Source organism: Chlorobium sp., assembly GCF_049593655.1.
In the GTDB taxonomy this organism is placed as follows: domain Bacteria; phylum Bacteroidota; class Chlorobiia; order Chlorobiales; family Chlorobiaceae; genus Chlorobium.
Genome location: NZ_JBAWHG010000022.1, coordinates 1 through 13,022, shown reverse-complemented (window position 1 = coordinate 13,022; position 13,022 = coordinate 1). Strand labels below are relative to the sequence as shown.

The window sequence follows — 13,022 nt, the reverse complement described above, 5'->3', positions numbered from 1 at the left end:
AACGCTCACTGCCCATACCACGTAAAATCATGCAAACTCCATTTTCCTGGCTATCGCCCGACCTGCAGGGCAATGTGCTGATCGCCCTGTCGGTGCTGTCGCTTACCCTGATGAAGATGCTCTCCGAAATCGGCAGGGATCTCGCCATCAGGAACGAGCATATTCCCTTCGGCATCATCAATCTCGAATTTCCGTGGACAGAGGAGCGGGCGGCCTCGATCGTCAAGGTCTGGAGCGGGAGAGGCCTTGTCGGCAAGGCGGTCCAGCAGACCGAGCTCGATTTCATCCTGCTGCTGCTCTATCCTGCGGCCCTCAGCCTTGCAGGCACGATGGTCGTCGGCAGCGGGGACGGGCCGTTGGCCGCCGCCGTTTCCTTTTTTTCGTGGGCTGTGCTGCTCTGCACCCCGCTTGACGCATTCGAAAATCTCATGATACTCAGGATGCTCTCCGGCTCCAGCGCCTCTCCCGTGCCTCAGCTCACCACCATCTCCGCCGGCCTGAAGTTTCTCCTTGTAGCCTCCTCGGTCGTCTCCATGCTCTCCATGCTCGCACTCAAGGCGCTGCGTTAACTCCATTCGAACTGAAGCAGTGTGTTATCAGGCCTCGACAATCCGGCCGTTCTGGAGGCCGACGGCGCTCTCAATAACGTTGTCGGAAGTTGCCAGCGAGGGGTTCCCTTTACCCAGCCGGTTTACTTGGGGGTTATCTGTTCCGCCTCTGAACGGATGACTCCGAGACCCTCGGTGATATCCTTTTTCAGCATGCTGTCGAAGATAAAGCCAGGGGCAAGGAACGAGGGCTTTATTTCTGCAACATAGTCAAGCCAGGTGCCTTTCCCCGAGGGATGTTCTTCAAGTATCCAGTGGCCGCTGTAAATGTCGAAATCGCCGGAAATCTTTTCGAAATCGACTCTTCGCGGATAGATGGCGACCATGTTCATGGTCATCTGGATCGTCTTTTTGAACAGCAGGAGCCCGATCTCGCCGGTCAGGGCGACAACCTTCCGGGTTCCGTTATCTTCAACAAGAGAGCTTTTCGTCATTCGGGGGATATACCGCTTGAGGTTATCGTAGTCGGTGAGCACCTTCCACACCTCGCTGGGGCTGGCTTGAATGTAGATCCGGCTTTTCATGTAGGTCACCCCGCCGGCGCGCTTCGTGAGCGTTACCGTTATTTTCCGGCTTGTTTCGGGATAAATGCCGGAGGAACTATCGGTTGCAGGCTCTGCAGCCTCGCATTTCGGTGAAGCGGAGGAGAACGCCATCATGATAACGGCCAGAAGCATCATGACCCTTAACAGCGATTCGGGGAGTGCGACGCATGATGCCGTTCTGCTGCGTCCTATTGCGCGGTCTTTTTTCACAAAAAGAAAATCAGGTTTCGGGAAAACCCTGACGGGTCTTTCATTCCGGGAAGGCTTGTTCCTGTTTTTCAATATTCGCGAATTGTTCTTTGATAAGCAAAGTGTTTTTTTTGTGAAACCCTGTTTTCTCCGACACGCCGTAGCAGGATAATCGGACAGGTTTCATTGGAATACAATGCCTGTCAGTCGTATATTACTCTTTTTTTATCAGGCACGCTCCGAGCCCTTTTCATGCCAGAGCCGGAATCATCATCCGAGATGCATACCGGCGATCTGAAACAGCGGACAGACCGGGACGGACACGGACAAACAGTGACTGATAGGGAACCGATTTTTGATGTTGGCCATGAATGACCACGAACCGCTCATTCCGAAGCATGGCGGGTACCGCAGGCTGAAGAGCTTTCAGGTGGCGCAGCTCGCCTATGACGTAACGGTGCGCTTTTGCGACCTGTACGTCGAAAAGCGCAGCCGCACCCGAGACCAGATGGTTCAGGCCGCCCGGAGCGGCGTGCAGAATATCGCGGAGGGATCTTCTGCTTCCGCGACCTCGAAAAAGACCGAAATCAAGCTCACGCAGGTGGCGCGGGCGAGCCTCGAAGAGCTGCGGCTCGATTACGAGGATTTTCTGAGGCAGCGCGGGCTTGAAACGCTTGAGCCGCAGCACCCCGCACTCCGGCGCTTCAAGGCGCTGCAGCCGAAAACCCTGCCGGAGGTGCAGGCGTGGGTTGCCGCGGAACGGCAGCAAGCCACGGATGGACACGGGGCCTCAGGAACAGGGCAGGAAGTCAGTCGTTCGTCCGTGCCCGGCGGTGAACGTCCGTGTGCATCCCTGAGTTCGGCCTGTCTTGCCGCCAATGCCGCGCTGTCGCTCCTGAACCTGGCCTGTTATCTCCTCGACCGTCAGGTGACGCGGCTTGCTGCTGATTTTGAAAACGAAGGCGGGTTTACCGAACGGTTGTACCGTGTTCGAACCGCAAAAAGGAACCGGCAGCGATGAAGCGGAAAACGTTTTGCCGTGCGATGTGCGGCGGGGAGATGCTGCTTTTTTTATGCATTTCCCTGAGATCTACCCCGCCTGCCGGTTGATGTTTTCGAAGACGTTATGCATCAACTTCTGCGCAATGAACGTCTTGAAGGCTTCGTCGTTCATGATGCGGTTGAAGATGGCTTCGTTGCCGTTCATGCGGTCGAGCAGCAGGGTTTCGAGGTGCTGGTTGAACACCGGCTCGAAGTTGGAGATTGTGTTCGCTTCGGCAGCCTGCCGGATTTTTTCGTTTTCCGTTGCTGCCGCCTGCACCTGATCGAAGAACAACTGATCGGCAGGGGTGAAATCCGTGCCGAACCGTTCGTTGAGCTGCTCGACCAGCGTTGAAAGCCGTACCTCGTCCTCGGCGCTTCCCGTACCGACCTCATTCGGGCCGCCGAGCGGCGGATTGTCGCCTTCTCGCAGCACAATGTTTCCCTCACTGTACTTCTGCAGCCGATAGTATTTCAACTGCACCTCGTCGTCGATCTGGATGTTCCGGCTGCTGTTTCGGGGCAGTTTCGAGAGCAGGTAACGCCCGAAGGTGTAGAGTTTTTCAAGCTCGGAGTCCTGATAGGGTATCACCTGCGAAAGGAACCCGTAAAGGTTTCGGAAACTCGCGAACTGGCTTTTGAACTGTTCGATCTCCTCTTCCTCAAGCTCGGTAACGCGCTCGACCACAACATCGAGAATACTGTTGAGTTTTTTATGCTCGGCTCCTGTGGGGTGCATGCGGTTGCGGAACCAGATTTCGCACCATGCGTCGATTTCCGGTTTGTCGTACACTTTCCACTCGTCGAGCTTGTGAGCCAGTTCGTTGAGCAGGTGCGGGTCGGTCTCTTCCCCCATTTCCGTTGTTTCGTAATAGGGCTTGAAAGAGAGGTAGATCTCCTCCGGTTCGTTCACGAAATCGAGCACGAAGGTGTTTTCCTTTCCTGGGCAGGTGCGGTTCAGGCGTGAGAGCGTCTGTACCGCCTGAATGCCGGAAAGCCGTTTATCGACGTACATGGTGTGCAGGAGAGGCTGATCGAAACCTGTCTGGTACTTTTCCGCAACAAGCAGCACCTGGTACTCGCTCGACCCGAACCGGTCCGGCAGTTCGGCTTCGCGGATGCCGTGGTTCATGCTGACTTCCGTGAACTTCTCGCCGGGATGGTCGCTGAGCGACAGTTCGCCCGAAAAGGCGACAAGCGTCTTGATGTCGTGGTACTTTTTCGCTTTCAGGTACTTGTCGAACGCAAGCTTGTAGCGTACGGCATGTTCGCGCGAACCGGTCACCACCATAGCCTTTGCCTGCCCGCCGATCTTGTGCCGGGTATGCGTGCGGAAATGCTCCACGATGATTTCAACCTTCTGCGTAATGTTGTACTCGTGCAGGTCAACATACCGAGCGAGCGCACGCGCGGCCTTTCTTCTCGGCAGTTCGGGGTCGTCTTCAACCGTGCGGATAAGCTGGTAGTAGCGTTTGTAGCAGGTATACCCCTTCAGGACGTCGAGAATGAACCCTTCATCGATGGCCTGCCGCATGCTGTAGAGGTGGAACGGGGAGCCGCCGCTGTCGCCGGGCTCGTCGAACACGGCCAGTGTCCTGAACTTCGGAGTCGCAGTAAAGGCGAAAAAGCTCAGGTTCGGCTGTTTCGTGCGCTTGAGCTGTTCGCGGATGAGCGATCTTTTCGCCTCCTCCGATAGCGGTTCGTCGTTCATGTCGAGAATCTGTTCGGCAATGGCCGACTCGATACCTTCGCGGTTGAGAATTTTTTTCAGTTCCATGGCGGTTTCGCCGCTCTGCGAGCTGTGCGCCTCGTCCACGATTACCGCGAACCGCCTGCCTGACGTTGAAATGTCGATACCTTTTCCCTGCTTTTCAAGCGTAGCGAGCGCCTGCGTGATAAAGGGAAACTTCTGGATGGTGGAGATGATGATCGGTACGCCGTCGGCCAGCGCTTTTGCAAGCTGCTGGGTGTTCTCGTCGATCTTCTGCACCACACCCTGTTTGTGCTCGAACTGGAAAATCGTATCCTGCAACTGCCGGTCGAGCACCACGCGGTCGGTGATCACCACAACCGAATGGAAGATTTTTTCGTCCTTTGTGTCGTGCAGGGTTGCCAGACGGTGGGCGAGCCATGCGATTGAGTTCGACTTTCCGGAACCGGCGGAGTGCTGAATGAGGTAGTTGTGCCCCGTTCCGTGCTGCCGCGCATGCGCGGCAAGCCTGTGCACCACGTCGAGCTGGTGGTAGCGGGGGAAAATCATGTTTTCCCGGTGCTGCTTTTTCAGCCCATTGCCGGTCGGAACGGTTTTTTCCTCAACCTGCAGGTGCAGAAACCTTCCGAGAATATCCATCAGGCACTCTTTTGCGAGCACCTCTTTCCAGAGGTAGGCGGTGCGAACCTCGCCCTCAACCGGGGGATTGCCCTTGCCGTTGTTGTATCCTTTATTGAAGGGCAGGAACATGGTGTCTCCACGATCAAGCTTCGTGGTCATCCAGACCTCTTCGGTATCGACCGCAAAGTGCACCAGGCAGCGCTGCTTGAAAGCGAAGAGCAGTTCGTTGGGTTCCCGGTTGCGGTACTGCTGTTTCGCATGCTCGACGTTTTGCCCGGTCATGGGGTTTTTCAGCTCTATCGACGCTACCGGCAGGCCGTTCACGGCAAGCACCATATCGGGAATCGCCCCGCTTTCGGTTTCAAGCTGTCGAATAACGGTGAGCCGGTTCCTGCTGAACCGTTCGACAGCAAGCGGGTCCATGCCGGTATTCGGGGCGAAGAACGCCATGCGCACGGTTTTGCCGAAACACTTGAATCCACTTCGCAGAATGGTGAGCATCCCTTTTGTACGCAGTTCGCGAACAAGACTCTCGATCAGCACCGATTCTGCATTGCCGCTGTTCAACGCCGAGAACCGCTCCCAGAAATCCGGTTGGGTATCCTGAACGAACGCCACAACCTCATCAGGAAAGATCGCCTGCTTTTTGTCGTACGCCAGCGGATCGCCCTTGATGTAGCCGGCGTGGAGCAGCAGTGATTGCTCTATGGATTGCTCGAAGTTCGATTCTCTGTGCATAGTTTTAAAGAGTATACTGTTACAGTACCTGCCAGTAACCGCCTTTCTTAGGGCCGATATGTTTTAATTTCTTTTTATTCTGTAAGTTAGCAACCCTTTTTTCAGTCGCTCTCAATGAAATGCCCAGTGTTTTTGCCAATGCATGAAGAGTCATTTCAGGATTCAGTCTGAACTGTTCGAGCACAGGATTATCGATTTCTACCGAACTTTCTACCGAACTTTCTACCGAACTTTCATTTGTTTTACGATGAACAGTGGCGGTAAACAAGCAACCATCACGATCATCGATAAAGTCAATTTCCGGCCACGCATCAATTGCCCGTTTGATTCCAGAACCAAGCCCCCGGTATGGTAACAGCCCTTTTGCAACATAGGAGACCAGAGTCGGATTACGGATATTGGAATTACCTGTTTTGATTTTGGCGACAGTCAGGTTGTTGGGGAGGTGCCCCGGACTGATAATGTCAATTCGATTGTCGAATAAAAACAGTCTGATTGGGGCGCTTACAAAATAATCCCGGTGTATCAGGGCATTAACCAGTAATTCTTCAAAAACCACCGGCGGTATTTCAGGGGTACCTGGTGCATTGATTCCCCGCCCGGCCTGTACCTTGTGCATATTTCGCATCAAAAAGGCCATCGCGCCCTCAAAAATGGTTCCCAGCGTTCCGGTAAAATCCTCAATATCCAGATACTCGCTCTGATGGATTTCATTGCCCGGAAAGCGAACCGCCTTCACAACAAATTGTGGTACGATCCATTCCGGTTTTTCGACAAATAACAGTACACAAGCAAGGTTCAGTTGACCTGTGTCAGTAGCCAGATTCATATTCTGCAAAAGCTTTCTCAGCTTTTCATCTGTTTCGGGATACTCCTGTTGATAGGTTGTTTTAAGAAAATCCCTGAAACGAAGCTTATCGAGAGTGTCAACTCCTGCTTTTGATGGAAGCTCATCAGCGTGAAACTGATTGGATATCTGAAACAGTCGTCGTAATTCTTCCTTTGTATTGACTCGTCGCTTGTCAGCACCGCATTTGAGCCAGATAACTCCATTTTTATCGAAATAGGGTTTATCGATGCCTTTTGGTACGGTAAGAGCAATGACAACGCTTCGATTCTCAAGGAGAATATTTTCAGTTTGTACAGTAAGCGGACTTCGTACCAGATGGCTGGCGGCATTGCTGATAAGCTGGTTGATGCGAGAAACGTCCGAGCTTTCAAGACCCTTTATGGAACCATTGTCAGCAACGCCAATGAGAATGATGCCACCATCAGCATTGGCAAAAGCAGCCATTTCTGATGCCAGAGATTCAGCGTTCCGAATATCGGATTTGAACTGCCGGGCGCCGTCCTCTCCCGAAGCAACCAAATCCATTAATTGTAAGAGGTTCATGGCACAGTTCCGTTATTGTTCAGGCTGGCAGGCTTTCTTTTTTTCTAATCGAGTGAACATCCATTTTACCGGTTACTGCGTCGGTAATGAGCGCAATTCGGTACTCCTTGAGGCGCTCGATTGCTTCAGTGACTTGTGCTTTTTGACGTTCTATTGTTGCTGTTTTTCTCTCAATATGTAAAGCTAATGCTTGCTGTTCTTCGAGTGGCGGAACAATGACTGAAATTTGCAATAATTCATTTGCATTGATGGCAGGGTAACTGACACCAACTGAATTTGCTACAACTTGTCCAACAAAGCCTTCCGTTTGTAAGAAATATCCCAGAAAACAGGAGCTGTAGTGTTCTTTTGGTCTTATTACCGCAAAGCCTGTTGATACGATGAGGTTCTCTTCTGGATCAATGATTGGCGCTATAGCTTTGAGATATGTCCTTACTGTAGAAACAATGGTGTCACCATGTCTTACAATTCTTCTTGCTCTTGATGGCGCTTTTTCAAATGAAAGAGTTTCTTTGTGAGTGATACCTGCACTCAAGTTTACGCTTGATATGTCGATATACTTGATCTCATATTGAGTGTCTGTGTTTTCAGCCAGGCTTTCATCGTTACAGGATGCAATGTATTTTAGTCTTTTCACCTCCCAGTGCATAGGAATCTTCCCAATCCACTCAGCATCAAATTCTTTCATCGGTACTGTCGAGTCAAGTCCTTTGGTTACGGCGTGGGTGATGAGTGCGGTACGTTTTTCGTCGAGTTTTTTGAGCAGCTCCTCTTTTTTTTCAATCAGTTCATCGATTTGTGCTGTTTTCCGGTCAAGGAAGCTTGCAATGGTTTCTTGTTCTTCGTGTGGGGGATATGGTAATTTGAGACTGGCAAGACTTGGACGGGGTAGTTCCATGAAAGTGCTGCCTTGTCCCAAACTTTGCAACGCTGGTTTTGCTGATAACAGGGTGTAATACCAATATCCAGAACAACTGTTTTCGGGTTCAAGAATTCTGCATCCCTGATTGCAGCAGGCAGGAACTGTTGAAAGTGCAATATGCCCTATGGGTGCACGAGTTGAAAGAACTACACTGTTCGCTTTTGCAAGAGAAGTGCCGCAGCTTTTGTAGCCATCTTCGGTTATTTTCCTTCTGCTCTCCAAGATATTTTTTTGCTGGTTATTGCCTAAATCTTCAGGTGTGAACCATGTAATATCCCCATCCCAGAAAAGTTCTTCGCCGCTTTTTGGAGTTGATCCGCTAAAAATTCTAAAAACGTGTCTTGCTTGTTTCACTTCCCAGTGTTCAGGAATCTCTCCGACCCACTCAACTCCGGAATCCTTATACGCCGGATGTTTTTGATAGCGGCTCATTCCACAACCTCCCTGAGCAGGTTGAGGATATCGGCTTCGAGCGCCTTGATGTCTGCTTCGATCTCTTCGAGGTGGCGGGGTGGTTTGTATACGTAGAAGTGACGGTTGAGAGGGATTTCGTAGCCAACCTTTGTTTTGCTGTGCTCTATCCATGCGTCGCTGACGTGCGGCAGTACCTCTCTCTGGAGATACTCTTCGCAGTGGTTGCGTACCAGTTTGAGGAGCTTGCTGTTGTCGGCATCTTTATCATAGCCTATTGGCAGCGGCAGAAAGGTGTCATCCGGTAGCGGCAACAGTTCGGTGTCGCGCAGTTCGGGATCGGGTTCCGGGTTTCCTTTGCTGTCGCGGCAGATTTCCGCTGTTTCGTCGCGTTCGCCGAGTGCGCTGAGGATGGCTTTTTTCAGCGGTGCATCGATTTTGATATCGGCCGCTTTCAGTGCATTATCGAGTGCTTTAACGAAGTCAGTGCGGCTGAGGTGGAGGGTATCGCTCTCCATGTCGTGCAGGGCATCGAGCAGGGCTTGCTGAAGGACTTTGCCGTTTCGGAAATCCTCTTGCTGCGCTTCGACGGACTTCTTTTTACTCAGTATCAGATTATGGAATGCAGTCTCGTTTTTCAACCGTTCGATGCGTTCTGGGCTTGCCTGAAAGTTCAGGCGCAGGGGGCGTTCGACGGTCATTTTCAGGTATCCGAAATCGCAGTTGCGGAAGATTTTCGAGCAGATTCTCTTTTCCGTTCCGCCGTTGCTCTGTATGTCGCATTCGGCGTTGTGCCTGAAGTCGCCGTAGAGCCTGACCAGTTCGCTGATGTGTTCGTCTGACAGCTCGTTGCGCTTGTTGCCCATGCTCTTTTTCATCTTCCGGTAGTGCCGGGTGGCGTCGATGAGCTGCACGTAACCTTTGCGGTTCCCAGGCTTTTTGTTGGTGACAAGCCAGATGTAGGTGAAAATGCCGGTGTTGTAGAACATCTGGTCGGGCAGGGCGACGACCGTATCGAGCCAGTCGTTTTCGATGATCCATCGCCGGATGTTGCTTTCGCCGCTTCCGGCGTCGCCGGTGAAAAGGGGTGAACCGTTGAAGACGATTGCTATGCGCGATCCGTCGCCGCCTTCGGACGGCGAGCGGTGAAATTTGGAGATCATGTGCTGCAGAAAGAGCAGCGATCCGTCGTTGATGCGCGGCAGTCCGGCTCCGAACCGTCCGCTGAACCCGTTTGCGGCTTCGTCCTCGACATAGCTTTTCTCCGGCTTCCACTCCACGCCGAAAGGGGGGTTGGAGAACATGAAGTGAAACCGTTTGTCGGGGTGGCCGTCGTGCGGTACGAAGTTGTATGAGCGGCTTTTTGCGTCCTTGATGCCGAGCGTGTCGCCATAGACCAGGTTTCCGATCTCTTCGTCCTTGATCAGCAGATCCGAGCAGCAGATGGCATAGGATTCGGGGTTGTACTCCTGGCCGTACAGTTCGATATTTGCGTCGGGGTTGTTACGCTTGATGTACTCTTCGGCAACCGAAAGCATCCCGCCGGTTCCGGCCGTAGGGTCGTAAATGGAGCTGTATTTTCCGGCCTTGAACACCTCGTCCTCATAGACGAACATCATTTCGACCATCAGCCGGATCACCTCGCGCGGGGTGAAGTGGTCTCCGGCCTCCTCGTTGGCCTGTTCGTTGAATTTCCGTACCAACTCCTCGAAAAGGTAGCCCATCTGCAGGTTCGAGAGTCTGGACGGAGAGAGGTCGAACTCCGTGCTGCAGAACTCCTTGACGATGAGGTAGAGCCGATTGCTGTCGTCGAGCTTTTCGATCTCTTTTTCGAATTCGAATTTTTCGAAGATGTCGCGCACGCGGGGCGAGAATGCCCTGATGTATGAGATCAGGTTGTCGGCGATATTGGGCGCGTCTCCGAGCAGCTTCTTAAAGGTGAATGGGCTGGTGTTGTAGAGCGCCTGTTTGCGGTTTCCGCCGTTTGCCACTCTCGACAGTGCGGCTTCGAGCGCCGGGCCGATCATCCCTTTTGCCTTAAGTTTTTTCTGTTCTTCAAGAACCTGTTCTTTGGTTGGTTCAAGCACCAGGTCGAGACGGCGCAGGATGGTCATGGGCAGCATGACATGCCGATATTGAGGAGGGCGGTATGGCCCCCGCAGCTTGTTTGCGATGTTCCAGATAAAGCCGACGATGTCCTGATGATTGCCTGATGCCATGGTATTACGGTACTGCTTGGTATTACGAGGGAGCGGGTTCGATAAGCTTCAGGGTACCTCGAAAAAGTTGTTACACGCCCGGATTGCTGCGTTGGTCGGTGCTCGAAATCCTCATGTACTATGTGTACACTCCGGGTTCTCCGCTCCGTCCGCCTTGTACGCCGGGCGCTCACGACTCTTTTTCGAGATACCCTTCAATCAAAATAGTGAATTATCCCTACAGCTCTTGGGCTTGAAGGCTATTCCTGCACGTCGATTTGCAGTTTCGATCGGATGAAGCTTTTGATTTCCCTGTGCACCTCGTCGTATTCCTGACCATGAATGCGCTTTGATTCATAGTCGATTTTCACGTCCTGCAGGAATTTCTCGAAGTCCCTGTTCTGCTCGCAGAGCTTGTTGATGGTTTCCCAGTCAAGGATTTCTCTCCGGCGGGCAGGGTAGAGGATTGACGATGCGTCGATATCTGCCGGGTCGAGCTGGATGATGCCGATGCCGAAAGATGAAGCAAGGCGGTCGAGTTCGGAAAGAAAGTCGTCATTCTGCAGGATGTTCGCCGCTACGAGATAGCCTTCGTGAGCCCATGATGAGTTGGAGACAGCCTGGAAGAATGATTCGCGATAGTTGGACTGGTCGAGTGACTTTTTCAGTTCGAACGAATACAGCCTGAGCGAGTTGTTGTCCGAAAGCCTGTTGAACTCGATAACCTCGGCTTTCCAGTCCTCAACCGGAAGGTAAAACCCTACCATGTCGGGATGAATCCACTCGTTGTAGCCGTTCTTGCGCGATTTTTCGTGAAAGATCGTTTTGGTATAGATCGGCCTGCCGCGGTTGAATGAAGGGTTTGAGTAAACGAAATAGGTCAAAAGCGGATGCAGATCGCGCTCATGGTATTTTGGTTTTGCGCTTCCCGTATTCTGCTCTTCTTTTTCGATTCCGGTGATTACGTCCGCCGTCAGTTCTTGTTCTCGTTCGGCAAGAAAGAAGCGGGCAGGCCTTTTTCCGACCTTTATGAATTGCGACTGTTTGTTGTCGCGCACATCGACATAGAGCTGTGCTCCCATGCTCGCCCACGGGGTTTTACCCGAGGTACGGATTTTTGCGGTTAATTCATTATCCGACCCCAGTTGCCAGATTTCCTGATAGGTCAGGGGGATTGGAGATGTTTTCAAGACATCACAGGCCAGATCGAGAAAGGAGTATACAGGCATGGCGGTCTCTATCTGTTGGAGAGGCAATATGTTAATGTACAACAAATATACGTTGTGCGGAGCAATTGAATTGCTAACTTCGATGAACAGGAAAAGTTTTTGCCGTACAATTTTTACATGATCGATATGGAAAACATTTTTGAATATGCCGGTTCAGCTTCGGCTCATTTGGATTACGACCATTACAACAGGGAAGAGCGGTATTTGTGTTCTCATTTGTTTCGGTTGCTTCATGAGCCGAAAGACGATTATGCTGTCTTGAGGAAATTCACGGGAGCTGTGCCGAAAATCACTGATTTCAGGATTTTCGCCGAGGTCGCGTTGATTCGCGATGCCTACCATGTCAGAAAAGCTAATCCGTTTGATTATATGGATTCGATTGTCCGGATGGTTGCCGGTCAGGAGCAGGTTACCGATTACCGGAGCTACTCCGGGCTTCCTGAAGAGCTAAGAACGCCTCACCTTACCCATCCAAGACAGATTCTTCAGAAAGGGGGCAACATCCTTACTGCAGATGAGAAGAAAATCTACGGTTCCTTACAGGGCATGTTCAATGCAAAGCCTGATCTGGCAATCTGTTGCGGTCAGGAACTGTTTGTTTACGAAGCGAAGTGGACGCTCGGTTTCGATAGTGAACAACTCAAGAGAACGGAGAACATCGCTGCTATCTGGGCGAAATTGCTTTTCCGTGACCTTGGATTCAGAGTTGAGCCAGTCGTCAAGGTGAAGAAATTGGGACTGGAAAAATTCAGGCCTGACGTTTCCTGGGAGGCACTCAAAGCTATTGCTTGTGATGTTTATCCCGAATCTGACCGTTCAAGGCAAGCGCTGACTCAAGCCCTAATTAACTGATGAAAATTCAAATATCAGCTATATGAAAGAACGTGACATACAGGATTATCTTTTTCGGCATCCTGAAGTGCTTTTTCCTTCCGGGAAGATAACTGAGAAGGCAAGCGAGTATTCTATTCAGGGGAAAAGGATCGATCTGCTTTTCGTTGTTGACGGATTCTGCTATATCGTTGAAATAAAAAAAGTACCTATTCAGCGCGAGCATATAGGGCAGGTTGTCGAGTATTACGGTTTGATGAAGACCTACATGCATGATGCCAGGCTCAAGATGATTCTGGTTTCTCCCTCGATTCCTGAATGGCGATCTGCCTACCTTGAAGAATTGGGGATTCGTTGTGTCGAGATCGGTGCAGTGCCATCAGACGTACAAGAGGTGAATCGCATCAGGATAAGTTCTGTGGCTTTTCAGAACAGGGAAAAGGAAAAACAGGAAATAGTCGGTATTCTCGATGACGGTGCAGGAGCAAGTTTTTTTGATATTGCCGGACCAACAACGCCGAGAGGAATGGCGTTTACTCGCAGAATGCTTCAGGATACTCTTGTGCCAATTAAGAGCGCTTACGA

10 protein-coding genes are annotated in these 13,022 nt (G+C 51.5%); 4 read left to right on the top strand and 6 right to left on the bottom strand.

All coding sequences use genetic code 11. From position 1 onward, the window contains the following. Positions 1-569, top strand: a 569-nt coding sequence (locus tag WBP50_RS03465; RefSeq protein WP_423931691.1) for a hypothetical protein, incomplete at its 5' end; no start/stop codon positions are given. A 122-nt stretch (positions 570-691) separates the two neighbouring features. On the opposite strand, the gene WBP50_RS03460 is transcribed toward WBP50_RS03465, so the two are convergent. Next, positions 692-1,363, bottom strand: a complete 672-nt coding sequence (locus tag WBP50_RS03460) for an SRPBCC family protein (RefSeq protein WP_423931689.1) — start codon at positions 1,361-1,363, stop codon at positions 692-694. Positions 1,364-1,709: 346 nt separating this feature from the next. Here WBP50_RS03460 and WBP50_RS03455 point away from each other — a divergent pair, with 346 nt between their 5' ends. Then, the gene (locus WBP50_RS03455; protein WP_423931692.1) at positions 1,710-2,363 is read left to right on the top strand and encodes a four helix bundle suffix domain-containing protein; all 654 of its coding nucleotides are present in this window, start codon (positions 1,710-1,712) and stop codon (positions 2,361-2,363) included. Positions 2,364-2,432: 69 nt separating this feature from the next. Here the strand turns inward: WBP50_RS03455 and WBP50_RS03450 are convergent, their stop codons facing one another. The 5 genes from WBP50_RS03450 to WBP50_RS03430 form a co-directional block, all read right to left on the bottom strand. Next, entirely contained in the window at positions 2,433-5,453 is a 3,021-nt protein-coding gene (locus tag WBP50_RS03450) for a type I restriction endonuclease subunit R (RefSeq protein ID WP_423931687.1), read from the bottom strand. Between the two features lie 19 nt (positions 5,454-5,472). Further along, positions 5,473-6,846 carry an RNA-binding domain-containing protein gene (locus tag WBP50_RS03445; protein WP_423931686.1) on the bottom strand — a complete coding sequence of 458 codons (1,374 nt, stop codon included), beginning with the start codon at positions 6,844-6,846 and terminating at the stop codon, positions 5,473-5,475. Between the two features lie 19 nt (positions 6,847-6,865). Next, on the bottom strand, positions 6,866-8,200 hold the full coding sequence (locus tag WBP50_RS03440; RefSeq protein ID WP_423931684.1) for a restriction endonuclease subunit S: 1,335 nt from the start codon (positions 8,198-8,200) through the stop codon (positions 6,866-6,868). Next, a complete protein-coding gene (locus WBP50_RS03435) occupies positions 8,197-10,398 on the bottom strand; it encodes a type I restriction-modification system subunit M (protein WP_423931683.1) in 2,202 nt (733 codons plus the stop codon). Before WBP50_RS03435 ends, WBP50_RS03440 begins: the two co-directional genes overlap by 4 nt. Positions 10,399-10,637: 239 nt before the next feature. Beyond that, positions 10,638-11,606 (bottom strand): COG2958 family protein, encoded by a 969-nt coding sequence (locus tag WBP50_RS03430; protein WP_423931681.1) that lies wholly within the window; start codon positions 11,604-11,606, stop codon positions 10,638-10,640. A 117-nt stretch (positions 11,607-11,723) separates the two neighbouring features. Here WBP50_RS03430 and WBP50_RS03425 point away from each other — a divergent pair, with 117 nt between their 5' ends. Together WBP50_RS03425 and WBP50_RS03420 are read left to right on the top strand one after the other, a co-directional pair. Continuing rightward, the gene (locus WBP50_RS03425; protein WP_423931679.1) at positions 11,724-12,458 is read left to right on the top strand and encodes a hypothetical protein; all 735 of its coding nucleotides are present in this window, start codon (positions 11,724-11,726) and stop codon (positions 12,456-12,458) included. Positions 12,459-12,480: 22 nt separating this feature from the next. Continuing rightward, positions 12,481-13,022: endonuclease NucS domain-containing protein (locus WBP50_RS03420; protein WP_423931677.1), on the top strand; the 542-nt coding region annotated here is incomplete at its 3' end.

Coding starts and splice junctions, on each gene's coding strand:
- WBP50_RS03450 (WP_423931687.1), bottom strand. CDS start 5,453: ATGCACAGAGAATCGAACTTCGAGCAATCCATAGAGCAATCACTGCTG.
- WBP50_RS03435 (WP_423931683.1), bottom strand. CDS start 10,398: ATGGCATCAGGCAATCATCAGGACATCGTCGGCTTTATCTGGAACATC.
- WBP50_RS03430 (WP_423931681.1), bottom strand. CDS start 11,606: ATGCCTGTATACTCCTTTCTCGATCTGGCCTGTGATGTCTTGAAAACA.
- WBP50_RS03445 (WP_423931686.1), bottom strand. CDS start 6,846: ATGAACCTCTTACAATTAATGGATTTGGTTGCTTCGGGAGAGGACGGC.
- WBP50_RS03440 (WP_423931684.1), bottom strand. CDS start 8,200: ATGAGCCGCTATCAAAAACATCCGGCGTATAAGGATTCCGGAGTTGAG.
- WBP50_RS03425 (WP_423931679.1), top strand. CDS start 11,724: ATGATCGATATGGAAAACATTTTTGAATATGCCGGTTCAGCTTCGGCT.
- WBP50_RS03455 (WP_423931692.1), top strand. CDS start 1,710: ATGAATGACCACGAACCGCTCATTCCGAAGCATGGCGGGTACCGCAGG.